Below are 16,205 nucleotides of genomic sequence, written 5' to 3' on the forward strand. Positions count from 1 at the left end.
TCAATTAACAAAGGTTTAAATAATTGATTTTCAAATGGTTTGACAACCATATGAAACAAGTCAATTCATATCAATAAAAGTGAAATCAGTACAATTTGTGCTGAAGTTGTCATTTCAGGTTGGTTTAGAACATTTCGCGAGATGACTAGAGAAGATTCCTATCCTGAAACGATAACAAGAATCAAATCCATCCAAGTATTATCTGACTTGAAGTATTGTTTAAATTGAGAAAATTCAAAGAAGGAGATGGTAGAACTGGTACATAAAAAATGCCATCCCAATCCAAGGATGGCATCGTGCTTAAATTCTAAACAATCCAAATTTGAATCTTACATTTTCTTATTTACAATCCTGAAGGTTTAACCAATTTCTCAGAGGTTTCTATCGGCTCACCAAGAACGGGCATATTATCTGAAGACCAAGAAATTTTCTGGGCCCTAGGAGACCTTTTGTTACCGCAACCATCGACAGGAGTGTCATTTGCATGATATAATATCCAGTCTTCGGTACCATCCGGGCTTTTGAAAAAGGAGTTATGTCCAGTTCCGAACACAGATTTCTCTTTCGACTGCTGAAAAATTGGTTCTTTCGATTTAACCCAAGACGATTTTTTCATGGGATCATCGGTCTTATTCATCGTTAAAAGGCCAAGGGCGTAGTAGGGCGTCCAACATCCACTTGCGGAATAAACAATATGAACCTTATCGCCACGGGCCAACATCTGGGGCCCTTCGTTAACGTAAACGGGGGCATCCGGTTTCCAAACACCCGGGTAATGCCAATTTCTTTCCCAATCAAGTTCTGGAGTACTTATTAGTACCCGATCAGAACTGATCGTATAGGGGTTGGACATTTTAGCGATGTAAATGTTCTGGGTCTCCTCTCCCCCATCTGCCTTAGGATTTTCCCAACCGGACCAAATAAAGTAGAGTTGGTTTTGGTGCTCAAAAATACTTCCATCAATGGCCCAATTATCATTTTTGTCAGTCTTGAGTTTAGACTTCACTTCAAAATCACCTTTGAACGGGTCAGGAGAGCTATTATCTATAACGAACATGCGGTGATTTCGATTATCGCCATCATCTGCCGCCACATAAATGTACCAGTGCCCATTAATATTATGAATTTCGGGGGCCCAGATATTTCTAGAATGATCGCCGGTTTCAGGTGCGCGCCATATTACCTTCGACTCTGCATTTCTTAAATCGGTAATATCTTCGGTTCGCAACAAAGTAATAGCGTTACCGCCAGATTTTATATAATAAAAATTTCCTTCGTGATAAATCGTCCACGGATCCGCACCACTATCTAATAGGGGGTTTGTGAAAAAGCTGAGTGATTGTTCATCTTCTTGAACAAGCTCAGTATTTGAATTTTCAGCAGATTCCTTTTCGGTTTCCTTACAAGAGAAAAACAATAACAGCAACACTAAGGGCAAAACCTCTCTCATAAGATTCTAGTTGTAAAAAATGATTGTTACGTTTAACAAAGGATTAATTTAAGGCATCGATGATTTCTTGATTAATTTTCTTGACTTCTTTGATGTTCATTTTGTCTACCTTTCTATCATAGGTCATAAAACCATTAACTTCACCCTCTACATCGGTCGTCTGTGTATATACCGCTCCTGAGAAACCTGCTTTGACCAAATTCTTGAGCTCTTTCGCATACTTGATGTATTCATCGGTAGTTTCTTTTGAGTTCTTGAACTTTATGTACCCCCAGTTATTATCCGGTTTCCATAAATGGCCTTTTAAGGGCAAGCCAATTCCTCCATACTCACCTAAGACATTTACCCTTTGCGCATCATACAAGTACATGGCCGGCCCAGGATAATTATGTAAATCGACAATATCACCTGTACGATAAAAATTACCCCCACTGGCTGAGTTGACAAGTCTACTTTGATCGTAATTCTTTGTCCATTCTGTTATCTCTTCTGTTTTGAACTGACCCCACGCCTCATTGAAAGGAACCCAAACCACGATACTAGGTTGGGAATAGAGATAATCCATAATACCCTTCCATTCCTTACGATAGATTTCTTCAGATTCTGCAGATCTTTTTAATTCTGTACCTGTGAAATAGTTGTGATTTTGCCACTGCGGACTTTTATCTCCGCTAGGCATATCTTGCCAAACCAATATACCGAGTCTATCGCAATGGGTATACCACCTAGCAGGCTCAACCTTAACGTGCTTTCTAATCATATTAAAGCCCAGTTCTTTGGTCTTGACAATATCAAATTTCAGGGCTTCATCGGTAGGTGCCGTATACAAACCATCGGGCCACCAACCTTGATCCAAGGGGCCAAATTGAAAGTAATCTTTATTATTCAGCTGCATGCGCACAATACCGTAATCATCTTTTTTCATGGATATTTTTCGCATTCCGAAATAGCTTTTGACCTCGTCAACCTGATTATTTTGGCTATGCAATCTCACCTGTATATCATAGAGAAAGGGAGATTCCGGCGACCACAGTTTAGCATTTGGAATACTTAAAACAGTTTCTTGATTCACATTTGCCTTTGCGGTCGCAATTTCAGTTTCACCGTCAAAAGCTAAAATCTCAACTATATCGCCGTAAGAGGTACCTTCTGTTTCAACTTTTATGCTTACCGTATTATTATCAATGTCAGGAACCGTCTTTAAACTAACAATGCTTTTGGTATTCACAGGTTCTATCCACACGGTTTGCCAAATACCTGTTACGGGAGTATACCAGATACCTTCTGGCTTTTTCACCTGTTTGCCACGAGGTTGAGGACCTTCGTCAGTCGGATCCCAAACTTTCACGGTCAAAACCTGCTCTGAACTTTGTATGAATGGAGTTATATCAAACGAAAAAGGAGTATAACCGCCCGTATGCGAACCTACTTTTACATCATTGATCCAGATATCAGCTTTCCAATCGACAGCCCCAAAGTGTAACAAGATGTTCTGTCCGCTCCACCCTTCCGGAATATTAAATTTTGTGCGGTACCAAAGTTCATTTGATGACCCTACTTCTTTCATCACGCCTGACAAGCTAGATTCGGCCGCAAAGGGAACTAAAATTTTTCCATCAAAACTTTCAGGAAGTGGAGAACCCTTTTTCAAGATACTATAATCCCACAAACCGTTTAAGTTTTTCCATTCTGAACGCTCCATTATCGGCCTGGGATACTCAGGAAGAACATTTTCTACGTCTAAACTTTCGGCCCATTTGGTCTTAATTTTATCGCCGGCCGGCTTCCATTGCGCATTAATCGAACTTAACGCCATAAAAAACAACAGAAAAGAACAGAAACTATCGTTGATTAAGATTAGTAATATTTTTTTCATTTTCACTTTTATTGAATGACTATATAGCTCAAAGTAAATTATAATCCATAAGTTCATTTAGATATATCATTCTTTTTTAACGTCTAAATAATTCAAATTATACCTAAAACGGTCTATACACACTTGTGTGAGACATATAGTAGTATTTATGCAACATTTTGTAGAGTATTAATCATTAACTTTTAACGATATTCGGTGGTTTTTTTATGCAAATGAAGCTCATTCCATATCTATTTTTATTTCACATAGCTTTTGTTAATGGACAGGATTATTACTTTGACCACTATCAGGTAGAAGATGGTTTATCGCACAATACGGTAACAAGCTCTGTTCAAGATGGTAAGGGATTCTTATGGTTTGGTACAAAAAATGGGCTTAACAGATTTGACGGATATACTTTTAGACTTTTTCAAAGGGAGGAAGGCCATACCAAAACCTTACAAAGTAATTACATCTTAAGTTTACAGGAACATGCAGGCAAACTTTGGGTGGGAACGGATAATGGCCTCTATATTTACAATGATCAGGATGAAAGTTTCAGTCTGATTGAAACCACAAAAGAGAGTCAGATTTGGGATATAGAAGGAGACAACAATGGGAATCTGTGGTTTAGGGGCAACGGTTCTTTAGGCCGCTACCATATAAAGGAGCAAACCTGTTATTGGTATCCCTCCAACGAGTTTTTTAACGCCTCTGACGTTATCAATACCAGCGAAGGTGTTTGGGCCTCTTCGCACACCCATATGTATAAGTACAATTCAAGTACCGACAGTTTTGAACCTTATGAACTTTCTCCCGAACCTATAAAGGACAAACCCTTTGCCATAAACGAAACCTTTTTTCTTGATGAGAGAACAATACTTATAGGAACTCCCAATCATGGCGTGTTAATGTTTGACTTGATTACGAAGGAAACCAAAGAAGCAGATTTCTTGGGTTCCGAAAGACAACATGTAAGGGACTTTGCCTTAAGGGGAAACGAACTTTGGGTTGCTTCCGAATCTGGTATCCATATATATAATAGAAATACACAACAATATAGCAATCCAAAAAAAAACTATGATGATCCTTACGCACTAAGCGATAATGCGGTTTATACATTAACTGTGGACAACGAAGGTGGTGTTTGGGCCGGCACCTATTTTGGGGGAATTAATTACCAACCCAAACAATACACCCCTTTTAAAAAATATTTCCCTAAATCTTCCGAAAACTCCCTTAACGGCAATGCCATAAGGGAAATTTGCGAAGATGATAATGGTAATATTTGGATAGGAACCGAAGACGGGGGCTTAAACAAATACGATCCCAATTCCCAGGTTTTTTCCAATTTCACCTCCAAGGAAAAGGACAGTGAAGGTATTCTTGCTCATTACAACATACATGCACTATATCCGTATGATGGCAAATTATACATTGGCATGTTTGAAAATGGAATTGATGTACTTGATATAGATACCAATAAGAAAATTGCCCATTACGGAAGGGAGTCTGGTCTGACCAGTGATTTCGTTTATGCCATTTACGAGGATAAAAATGAAGAATTATACTTTATTACCACCTCCGGAATGAAAATCTTTGATAAGCAGTCCAATTCCTTTAAACCCTATGAGAATCTCCCAGACCATCAAGGATACACCTGTTTTCTAGAGGATAATGAAGGAAAACAATGGGCAGGCACCTATTTTGGAGGTCTCTTTTCATACAACCCAAAAAGCCAGGAAAATAATACCTACTCCTTTGACATTGATAATCCCAAAAGTGTTTCCAATAACCATATCAATTATCTTTTTCAAGATTCAAAGAATAATATTTGGGTATGTACGGAAGATGGCCTCAACCTCTACAATCCAGAAAATGATTCCTTTAAAAGGTACGGTATGCAAGATGGTTTTCCGGCCAACGTTTTCTATGCTATTTTGGAAGACGATTTTGGTATTTTATGGATCACCACCTCCAAAGGACTGGTCGCTTTCAATTCCGTTACCAAAGACATAAAAGTATATACAAAAGCGGACGGTCTGCAAAGCGATAACTTTAATTATATGTCCGCACATAAAAGGGAAGATGGAACCTTATTCTTTGGAAGTGTAAACGGCATGATCAGTTTTAACCCTGAGAAATTTATTAAAAACACTTATAAGGCACCCATTTACATTACAGGAATACAGATTAACAATGAAGACGTATATGTAGATCAAGAAAACTCTCCGTTAATTGAGTCCGTAACATCATTGGAGAAAATAACTTTAAAACCCTCACAGTCCTCCTTTAGTTTGGAGTTTGCCGCATTAAGCTTTACCGCACCGGAGAATACCGAATACTGGTACAAGATGGAGGGACTGGACACGGAATGGGTGTATTTACAAAAAAATCATAAAGCCTATTTTACGGAGTTGGCGCCAGGCACTTACAACTTTAAGGTAAGGTCTATGAATAGCAGTGGGGTATGGGGCAAAGAAACGGCCGGGTTACAAATAAAGGTTTTGCCTCCCTTTTACAAAAGCCATTGGGCCTATCTATCGTATACAGGTCTCCTCCTATTGCTCATTTTCTTTGGTTTTAGAACCTATCACCAACGCATCAAACTAAAAAACACCAGGAAAATAAGACTCTTAAACAATAGAAAGGAAAAGGAAATATATGAGGCTAAAATTGAATTTTTCACCAATATCTCCCATGAAATCAGAACCCCTCTTACCCTCATTAAAAGTCCGTTGGAAAAGGTGCTGCGTACTTCTGGCCACCTACCGGGCGTAAAGGACAATCTGAATATTGTAAAAAGAAACGCCAACCGCTTGTTAGACCTGGTAAATCAGTTATTGGATTTTAGAAAAACAGAAATTGAACGAGTCGACCTTACTTTTTTGCGGACCAATGTTACCAAGCTATTACAGAATACGGCCACAAGGTTTAGCGAAGCCATTAGGGATAAAGAAATTGACTTTAGGTTAAATATCGAAAAGGACGATGTTTATGCATCGGTAGACCCTGAAGCCCTTAAAAAAATATTGAGCAATCTCTTCGGTAATGCCATTAAATATGCAGAATCAAAAATTGTAGTCCTCTTAAAGGAAGAAAACGCCCATTTTAAAATGGTTATCCAGAACGATGGAAACTTGATACCCTCACATTTAAGGGAAAAAATATTTGAGCCCTTTTACAGATTGTCCGGATTGGAAAATGAAACAGGAACGGGTATTGGACTGGCCTTGGCCCGATCTTTAACTGAAATGCATAACGGCACTTTGCATATAGATCCAACGGATCGGGAAATGAACAGTTTTATATTGTCGCTACCTCTTAAACAAGAAAAAGAGTTTATTCTAAAACCTAATCGGGAAGAAGATAAATTGGAAGAGGGGCTTAATGACCAACCGGTTGCCCAAAGTAATGAAAACACCATATTGGTAGTAGAAGACAGTATAGAACTTATAGACTTTATTGCCCGTGAACTTAGGGAAGATTACTATGTGTTAAAAGCTACCGATGCGGAAAAGGCCTTAAAAATACTTCAAGAAGAAAAGGTTCAACTCATAATAAGTGACGTAATGATGCCCGGTATTAATGGGTTTGACCTGTGCAAAAAAATTAAGACCAACTTGGAAACAAGCCATATTCCGGTAATATTGCTAACTTCCAAAAGTGCCATGTCCTCCAAAATGGAAGGTTTGGAATCTGGTGCCGAGGCGTACATAGAAAAACCATTTTCCGTAAAACATTTAAAAGTCCATATTGCCAATCTAATTGAAAATAGACGGCATGTAATGGATCATTATGCCAGCTCACCTTTGGCCCATATCCGAAGTATTGCCAACACCAAAACGGACGATAACTTCATTAAAAAACTTGATAATGTGATTATTGAGCATATGGCAGATGCAGATTTAAATGTGGAGACCCTGGCAGAAATCATGCATATGAGTCGCTCAACTTTATACAGAAAAATAAAGGACATTTCCAACCTAAGCCCTAATGAACTGATAAACATTGCTCGGCTTAAAAAATCCGCGGAACTACTTAAAACAGGAAACTATCGTGTTTTTGAGGTGGCCGAGATCGTAGGGTACAACTCTCCTACTAGTTTTGGCCGCAACTTTCAGAAACAATTTGAAATGAGTCCGACGGAGTATATGAATTCGAAGGACTAAATTAGAGGAACTCAAACAATCTAGAATTATATATATTACAAAACAGTAGATATCTGGAAAGTACAGTTAGCTTCGAAAATTTATTTGGTAGATAAAATCGATGCAAATATACGAGTCCATTTTCGCCGATTTGTCGCAAAATCTTTCCTAAAAATGGGAGTTTGGAGGCCGTTTGTCGCAAATACTTGAAATTCAAAACACTGTAACAATTTTCAACTTTCTAATTATCAATAAGTTAAATTTTAAATGAAATACCTAACACCGCTTTGCGTGTTACCCTCTTGCTATTCCATTTCGTCCCGCAAGCGGGACAAAATTCCATACAAATCAGTTCAAAAACGGTTTGCCATTTCAGGGAAAATAATTTTCTGATATGTTATTTTTCGATGTACGGGAATATCGGCGAAAGTCAAAAATTGTATAGCCCTGTTTGAAATTCGGTACTGGGTTTCAGTAGATAAAAAATATTGATTATAACTATTTGGAAAAACTTAATTACAGCCCCGACATTTCAGGATGTGTATAGTTTATTATCAATGTAATTCTGAAACTAAGGATCAGTACTCGCCCGGTAACATAAAGGTATCGTTTACAAAGAACATCCGTAAATTATCTAAAGTAAAATCGGTAATGTGGTACTCTTGCTTCATCAAAATAGTATTGTTCCCGTCCCAACAGACTATTACACTTCATCGACTACCATCTCAGTAACGTAATGCTGGTTCCCATCTTCCGCGGAACAGGTCCAAAGTCTTGAAATTTACAATCAGTCCACTTTTCTCCCTCATTAGTTTTGTAAGGTTCATTGGTTGCCATTGAAAAACGGGCAATTTTCTTTCCGTTTTGCAACTGTGTAATGGTCGGTGCCTGTCCAACATTACCGATCAACTGTACGTAATTTCTAATGGTGCTCATATCTAAATTGTTTTATTACCTGTAGCAGGCATGGTTAATAATTTCCCTTTCCAGTGAGCATTGAATTTTAAGGGGCGTTTGTTTGGTTTCCTTTGTGCACCGCACCATGGAGAAAGTGGGTTCTGTCAAGACTTTTCCGAAAAAATCGGGAGTGTCTGCTCTTGATGGACGGGCTAGTAACGAGAAAAGCAGAAACCCTATTTTTTTAAGAAAACCTGCCTTGGTCTTGACAGGTTCCACAAGGGCATTAGGGATTCCCCTAAAGGAGAGGGTGAGACTTGCGTACGGAAAGTTAAGCTGGGCGAACCTCGGGTTTTAGGTTGGAATCGGTTATGCCCTGCCCGTTTTTCGATGTGCCGAAAAACAACAAAGGCTGTATGCATTATAGGCCCCTTAAAATGTGAAGGACGGAACTTCGGTTTTAGGGATTCGGCAGCAAGGACGGGAAAGGTCCTTGCCCGAAATCACGTGAAAAAAGCAAAGTGGAGGCTTTCCGCTGCGCAAGCGGACTCCATCCGCTTTTTCGGTCATAAATGAAGTGTTTCTGACCAGTCCCGATAGCTATCGGGGCGGGAAGGGTAAGCGGAATGTTGGGCTAAAAACGGGGATGGTGTCCAAGATATTTCGCGAAGCGCTTTTCACTGAATTAGGTTGAAGTGAAACGGGTTGAGCATTGCTAAAAGCTATCAACTAAAAAGATATTCATATATGATGCAGCGACTATCATTTCCAGCTGAAATCAATTGAAACTGCTAATGGTGTAATTAAAACCTTACTTTACAGCGGTAATTTTATGTCCATCGTTGTCCCTATTGAGCTTGCTCCTTAAATCTCCCATATCATTACTGATTTTCTGTTCCAATACCCTGGCGTAAACCTGTGTGGTCGAAATCTTCGTATGTCCGAGCATTTTTGACGCCGTTTCTATGGGGACTCCATTGGACAGGGTTACCGTAGTGGCAAATGTGTGTCTGGCGGAGTGGAATGTCAGATGCTTATAAATATAAAGAGAAGCAGCAATTTCCTTTAGGTAAACGTTTATCTTTTGATTGGAATACACCGGAAGTAGTTTTCCATTGTTCAATTCCGGATAGGTTTTGTATTTGTCCAAAATATAAAGGGCCCTGTCCAATAAAGGGATTTTAACGGGCTGTTCGTTCTTCTGTCGTTGGGTAAATATCCAATAATCGCCGTCAATACCCCGCACAATGTTATTTTCGTTTAACTGCCTTACATCCGAATAGGATAGACCCGTATAACAGGCAAACACAAAAATATCCCTTACGGTCTCATAACCCTTATCGTCCAATTGCGCTTCCTCAAAGATTTTAAGCTCCTCTTTGGACAAGAACTCCTTTTTATGTCTATTAAATTTCAGCTTATAACGGGCGAATGGGTTCTTTTCCAACCATTCTAGGTCCATAGCAAAGTTCATTAGTTTTCGCAGTCGCTCCAAATGTTTCATCACTCCATTATTGTTCAAAGGATTAGAGTTCTGCAACGAAGGCCCTTTACGTAAATACTGTTCAAAATCTATGATAAAGCTATACTTAAGATGCTTTAAAAATATATCGTTTGTCCTTTTCTTTTGAACAAGGAATCTCTTGATATAATTTTCCATAGTATAGTAATTCTTCAAGGTGCCGGGCTTTAGAACTCCCTTCATATTTTGATTATGGTAAGCTACTAAATCCAAAAGGGTTTTATGAGTTTCGTCCTGCCCGATGAACCTAGCTTTTATTGATTTTGCCGTAACAAGCTCAAAATCGGATGATAATTGCTTATGACATAGCAGCAGTTTGGCATACACTTGGTCCAAATAGGTGTTCAATGCCTTGCCATCAGGTGTCCTGGAGGTGGTTTTCTTCGATTTGGTATCCCAATAGGTAACCGATACTTGCCGTTGTAAACTGATTTCCGCTCGTTTTCCATCAATGGTAACACGGGCATAAATGGGTGCCATTCGCCTTTTTTCTTGGCCAGATTTAGCCAAAAATGAATACTGAAAGTTCTTGAAGTTCCCATAGACTCTCGCTTTAGGTGAATACTCGATTTGTTTTCGAAAGTCAAATCGAAGCGAAAGCCAAAGTCTAAATCGTTACCAATGTAGTGAAAAAATTCGGCCAAAAATAGGTAACCGAATAGGTAACTTTTGTTTTGATATTAAAGCCAATCAAATGAAATCAAAAAAAATGTAATTATTTGATAATCAATTGATTGGCTTTTTAATGGATTGCTTTAAAACCCATTTTGTCGGGATGACAGGATTTGAACCTGCGACCCCACGCCCCCCAGGCGTGTGCGCTACCGGGCTGCGCTACATCCCGATTACTTTAAGAACATCACCGTATTTGGTAGGTGCCATCCTAAAAACAAGAATGCAAAAATAAAAAACTTTATAACATTTTTGACCAAAAAAAAGAAACGAATTTTGCATTTTAGCTTTAATTGTAGGTAACCTCCTGTTAGTAATTGATTTACAACCTAATTATTGAAAATCATTTCAAACTTTCCATCCACTCAAAAAGCCTTTCTGTCCATCCTCTTAAATGTGCATTTTCCCGTGCCAAAGAAAAACCGTGCCCCCCCTCTGGGTAAATATGCATGGTAGCGGATACTTCATTATCTTTTAATGCCTGATAAAACAAGAGGCTATTTTCCACAGGTACACCTTTATCGTCTGAAGCATGAACCAGCAAGGTTGCAGGAGTTTCTTTTGTCACCTGCAGCTCATTGGAAAAATGTTTGATACGCTCTTCCGTTTCATAACCGCCCAACAAAGCTTTTTGAGACCCGGTGTGCTTAGTGCTTTGGCTAAATGTTATGACAGGATATACCAAACTCATAAAATCTGGTCGTGCACTTTGTTTATCGGCATCATCAATTGCCTCGTACACCTTTTCATTAAAATGCGTGCCTAGCGTAGAAGCCAAATGTCCTCCGGCGGAAAAGCCAATGATCCCAATTTGATTTGTTGCAATATTAAATTCATCCGCTTTGGACCTCACCAACCTTATGGCCCTTTGGGCATCGATTAAGGGAACATTATAGTTTTCTTTTAAGGACTCTGATGTGGGCAGTCTGTATTTGACGACAATACCGGCAATACCTTTGCCATTTAAGAATTTCGCAATATCGGTTCCTTCCCAATCATAAGCGAGAATTTGATACCCCCCTCCCGGGAAAATTAACATTGCCTGTCCCGTTGCATTTTGTTTCGCCGGCAGGTATACCTCAAGGTGTGGTTCCTGAACTTTGCTGATTCTTAAAATTCCTTCCTTTACATGTACTTCCTGTTCTTCTGAAGCAATACGATTAGGAATTTGGTTTTTTGGCCACAGGGGAATAATGGTGTCTTGGGCGGTAGTAGACATGGATAATACAAATATTAGCGTGGTTATTAATAATTTCATTTTGTATTTTTTGAGTTAATTACAGGGCCATTTAAAATTAGCAACTTTATCATTGGATCCGGCACCCAAGTTATAATGCCACCATTCGGTTCTTATGGACCAAAAACCATGTTTTTCCATGGTTTCCTTCAACAGTTTGCGGTTATCCAATATTTCTTGAGGCAGGTCAAAATTATCATGATAGGCCCTTTTTCCAAAAAAATCAAAATCGGTACCCATATTCAGCTCCTCTCCTTCCAAAGTTTCCAGGGTAATATCAACAGCACCTCCCTTATTATGGATAGAACCTTTTTTGGGATTGGCAACATATTGAGGATTTGGCACTATTGCCCACATTTTATACTGAACCGAATTGGGTCTGTAGCAATCAAAAAATTTGATTCTTACCCCCTTTTCCTTAAATTCTTCATTGGCCTTTAACAATGCCTTAACTGTTTTGACCCGAGTATAACACTCGGCACAATCATAAACTTTCTCCTTCAGAAAATTATTCTCTGTGGCATACCTCAAATCATAAGCAAACCCATCGCTGAAATCGGCTAACCGTACAAAGGTCGTGTCCGCTAAACCTTCAAAGGTTTTAAAAACCATTTTGGGCGGTTCCGATTTTTGTTTAATGGTATCAGATTGTAAAGATTCCTCAGAATTAATTTTCTCCAATTTCTTTTTTTCTTCGGGAGATTCTTTGCAGGAAATCGACAGGCATAACAATAATAAAGCAAATGAGAAATACTTCATGGAAGTTGAAAATGATTATAAGATTAAAAAAAGTAGGCTTGTTTACCCATGGTTAGGATGATTGAGCAATGCGCAACATAATGTTCAATATAGGCATATTTTATCACCCTAAAAATCAAAAAAAGGCTTCCTTTTGCCATTATAATATCAGTATCTTGGCATAACTCCATTGAACACTAAACTATTAAATCAATTTAAGGTGAAATACTTTTTTCCGATTTTGGTACTATTGGTCTTTTCCTGTAAAGAAAAAAACGCAACAGATAAACAAATTGCTCTTAATAGGGATGATAAACGGCCTAATATTATCCTCATTTTAGCCGATGATCAAGGATGGGGAGATTTGAGCAGTAGCGGAAACCCCAATTTGGAAACACCTCATATTGATGCCTTGGCAACTTACGGCATTTCCTTTGAAAACTTTTACGTGCAACCGGTTTGTTCCCCAACAAGGGCTGAAATTCTTACCGGTAGATATTTTCCCAGAACAGGAGTATACAGTACGTCTTCTGGTGGAGAACGCATGAATTATGACGAAACCACACTTGCTGAACTATTTAAGGACAATGGGTATAAAACTGCAGCTTATGGTAAATGGCACAATGGAACCCAAGCGCCCTACCATCCTAATACACAAGGTTTTGATGAGTATTATGGTTTTGCTTCGGGTCATTGGGGCAACTATTTTAGTCCTATGCTGGAGCACAATGGTAAAATTGTAAAAGGAAATGGTTTTTTAGTGGATGATTTAACAGACCATGGTCTGGAGTTCATTGAAAAACATAAAGACAATCCCTTCTTTTTATATCTTCCCTTTAATACTCCTCATAGTCCAATGCAGGTTCTGGATTCCCTCTGGCAAAAATTTGAAAAAAAGGAACTTCAATTGCCATCCAACCAAGATGCAAATGAAAACCAGATGTTTACCAAAGCTGCCTTGGCTTTGGTTGAAAACATTGATTATAACGTGGGACGATTAATGGCCAGATTGAGAAAGCTTTATTTGGAGGATAATACGATAGTGATCTATTTAAGCGATAATGGCCCCAATAGCCTTAGATGGAATGGTGGAATGCGAGGTAAAAAAGGCTCTACGGATGAAGGTGGTGTTCGTAGCCCTTTGTACATACAGTGGACCAACTTTTTGGATGAAGGAAAAAAAATAAACCAAATTGCAAGTGCTGTTGACCTCCTACCTACCTTAGCTAGTTTGGCAGATGTATATCCCATAACTGCAAAACCCATTGACGGCAAAAACTTGGCTCCCTTGTTGTTTGACGAAAACCAAAACTGGAAAGACCGAGTGATTTATAACCACTGGAACGGCAAAACAAGTCTAAGAACCCAAGAATTTAGATTGGATGACGACAATAGATTATACCACATACCATCTGATAGAGGGCAAACCAATGATGTTTCGGAAAAGTACCCAGGGAAACGGGATTCGCTGGTTTTAATGAAAAACGAGTGGTTATCAATGGTGGAGCCAAAAAACAAAACAAATGATGAAAGAAGTTTTACGCTGGGTCATCCAGAGCAAATCTTTACCCACTTACCTGCTAGAGACGGTTTACCCCATGGGAAAATAAAAAGAAGCAATAAATACCCTAATGATAGCTATTTTACCAATTGGAAAAATATAAAGGACTCCATTTCATGGGATGTGGAAATTCTAGCTGATGGTAAATTTGAAGTGGAATTGTACTATACCTGCCCAGAAGAGAATATTGGTTCCATCGTAGAACTTAGTTTAGGAGATAGCAAAATTGCCAAAAAGATTACAAAAGCCCATGATTCTAAACTTATTGGAAAGAAAATGGACAGGGTACCTAGAATGGAATCCTACGTTAAGGATTTTATACCCATGAAATTAGGCGCCATGGTATTAAAAGAAGGAAAAGGCACATTGACCCTAAAAGCTTTGGAAAAACCGAAATTGGAAGTTGCGGACATCCGCCTTTTGGTTTTCAAACGATTGAATTAATCCGCACTGTACTCCAATATTTCACTATCATGATACCCTATACGTTCGGCCTTGGCCTCAAAAGAAATCTCTTTTGATAATGGAGTAGCGTAAACCTGCCAAATGGAATCCTTGGATTGTCTAAAGACAACTGTTGCATCATTTTTAGGGGATATCAGTTCAATTCCTCTTTCTGTAACTTCAAGTTGCAACTCGTCCAACCTAGGTTGATCCCCATCAATTAACCAACGTTCCATTAAAATCCTTTCATCCATTCTTCCCAAATCATTGGTTTCCTTCATCCAATCGTTCAACAATTGTCTATATTCAATTAGCGTTTGTTGGTAATCTGAATCCAAAGCCAAATTATGTAACTCATAGGGATCTTCCTTTAAGTCATATAATTCTTCTTCAGGTTTTGTAGGGTGTAGCCATAACTGCTGCACTTCATTCAGTGTACCTTCGGCATACATTCTACGAAGCTCCCTCATCATGGGCATTTGTTCGCGGTATGATACATTTAGGGCATGGCTCAGGTTCGTATTAAAATTTTTGATGTACTTATATTCAGTGGACCTCACGGCTCTTAATCGGTCATAAATTTCATCAAAACGATCAGAAGTATGATAGGTATACTCGGGCTTATCCTCTACCTCAAATTCCCCGAACATGGCCTTGCCTTGAATTACCTTTGGAGGTTCTATACCCGCCATAGAAAGGACTGTAGGTGCATAATCTATAAAACTTATAAGTCTGTCATCCCTGGTTCCCCCATCTTCATTTTCAGGAAATTTGATAATCAACGGAACCTTTAGACCCGTATCGTATAATGCCCTTTTATGTCTTGGAAAAGGACCGCCATGGTCTCCGTAGAAAAATATAATACTATTTTCATACAAGCCGTCTTCCTTTAAATCCTTTAAAATTTCACCTAGTTGATTATCCAACCTTTTTAGATTACTGTAATTGACCGCAAGGTCATGCCGAATTGTATCGTTATCGGGAAGGTAGGGAGGCACGTCCAATTTAATAGGGTCTACAAAAAGACTGTCCTTGCCTCTTTTCCAAATTTGACTTTCGTGACAGACAGCAAAATTAAAAACGGCAAAAAACGGCTGGTTTCCAGCTCTTTTACGATAGTGCCTTTTAGGGCTGCTTTCATCCCAAGCAGCATCTGTCTTTTCAAAATTATAATCTTCTTTGGGGCCGTTAGTGGTGTAGTATCCTTCCTTTCTAAGATACTCCGTAAACATTCTAACACCTTCGGGTACAACTGGAGAGTAACTGGGCAAACTATCCAAGAATGGTTCGTTTATTTCTCTCCAAGGGGTATGTGTGCGCATATTGTGTGTTCCCAAGGTGGTGGGGTACATACCCGTTATCAGAGAGCTGCGGGCAGGAGCACACACAGGAACGGGCGCAACAGCATTATCAAAGGTAACCCCATCTGCCGACAAACTTTCCAAATTTGGTAAGGAGATACTTTTATCTCCATACATAGGGAACCATTCGGGGGATTGATCTTCGGCTACAAGCCAAATAATATTTGGTCTCGTCTCATTTGCGGAAATTTCATCATTGGTTTTACTATCACCGCATGACTGAAATATCATAAGTGAGAAAAAAAACAATAGGTTCATGCTTTTCATAGTCAAGGAGGTTGTATGCTATAAATATACCTGTTTTTTAATGTGAAAAA

9 protein-coding genes, 1 tRNA gene and 1 pseudogene are annotated in these 16,205 nt (G+C 38.9%); 2 read left to right on the forward strand and 9 right to left on the reverse strand.

The window, feature by feature from the left end; translation table 11 throughout:
* Positions 1-343 precede the first annotated feature (343 nt).
* Both IL355_RS09955 and IL355_RS09960 read right to left on the reverse strand, forming a co-directional pair.
* Entirely contained in the window at positions 344-1,450 is a 1,107-nt protein-coding gene (locus IL355_RS09955; protein WP_192461999.1) for a glycoside hydrolase family 43 protein, read from the reverse strand.
* A 43-nt stretch (positions 1,451-1,493) separates the two neighbouring features.
* Entirely contained in the window at positions 1,494-3,326 is a 1,833-nt protein-coding gene (locus IL355_RS09960; RefSeq protein ID WP_192462000.1) for a glycoside hydrolase family 2 protein, read from the reverse strand.
* 206 nt (positions 3,327-3,532) lie between these two features.
* On the opposite strand from IL355_RS09960, the gene IL355_RS09965 reads away from it, so the two are divergent.
* The gene (locus tag IL355_RS09965) at positions 3,533-7,477 is read left to right on the forward strand and encodes a hybrid sensor histidine kinase/response regulator (RefSeq protein WP_317175484.1); all 3,945 of its coding nucleotides are present in this window, start codon (positions 3,533-3,535) and stop codon (positions 7,475-7,477) included.
* Positions 7,478-8,034: 557 nt separating this feature from the next.
* On the opposite strand, the gene IL355_RS19445 is transcribed toward IL355_RS09965, so the two are convergent.
* The 6 genes and pseudogenes from IL355_RS19445 to IL355_RS09990 all read right to left on the reverse strand — a co-directional run bounded on the left by IL355_RS19445 (position 8,035) and on the right by IL355_RS09990 (position 12,543).
* The gene (locus tag IL355_RS19445) at positions 8,035-8,160 is read right to left on the reverse strand and encodes a DUF6876 family protein (protein ID WP_380081232.1); all 126 of its coding nucleotides are present in this window, start codon (positions 8,158-8,160) and stop codon (positions 8,035-8,037) included.
* An 82-nt stretch (positions 8,161-8,242) separates the two neighbouring features.
* Positions 8,243-8,392, reverse strand: a pseudogene (locus IL355_RS09970) (single-stranded DNA-binding protein); the annotation flags it as partial.
* Positions 8,393-9,164: 772 nt separating this feature from the next.
* A complete protein-coding gene (locus tag IL355_RS09975) occupies positions 9,165-10,355 on the reverse strand; it encodes a site-specific integrase (RefSeq protein ID WP_192462002.1) in 1,191 nt (396 codons plus the stop codon).
* 290 nt (positions 10,356-10,645) lie between these two features.
* Positions 10,646-10,719: transfer RNA gene (locus IL355_RS09980), tRNA-Pro, on the reverse strand.
* A gap of 171 nt (positions 10,720-10,890) precedes the next feature.
* The gene (locus IL355_RS09985) at positions 10,891-11,805 is read right to left on the reverse strand and encodes an alpha/beta hydrolase (protein ID WP_192462003.1); all 915 of its coding nucleotides are present in this window, start codon (positions 11,803-11,805) and stop codon (positions 10,891-10,893) included.
* Between the two features lie 15 nt (positions 11,806-11,820).
* A complete protein-coding gene (locus tag IL355_RS09990) occupies positions 11,821-12,543 on the reverse strand; it encodes a M15 family metallopeptidase (RefSeq protein ID WP_192462004.1) in 723 nt (240 codons plus the stop codon).
* Positions 12,544-12,742: 199 nt separating this feature from the next.
* Between IL355_RS09990 and IL355_RS09995 the strand changes: the two genes are divergently transcribed.
* A complete protein-coding gene (locus IL355_RS09995; protein WP_317175485.1) occupies positions 12,743-14,527 on the forward strand; it encodes an arylsulfatase in 1,785 nt (594 codons plus the stop codon).
* On the opposite strand, the gene IL355_RS10000 is transcribed toward IL355_RS09995, so the two are convergent.
* Entirely contained in the window at positions 14,524-16,155 is a 1,632-nt protein-coding gene (locus tag IL355_RS10000; RefSeq protein WP_192462005.1) for a sulfatase family protein, read from the reverse strand. The genes IL355_RS09995 and IL355_RS10000 overlap by 4 nt on opposite strands.
* Positions 16,156-16,205: the final 50 nt, after the last annotated feature.

This window comes from Euzebyella saccharophila, assembly GCF_014855495.1.
GTDB classification, from domain to species: domain Bacteria; phylum Bacteroidota; class Bacteroidia; order Flavobacteriales; family Flavobacteriaceae; genus Euzebyella; species Euzebyella saccharophila.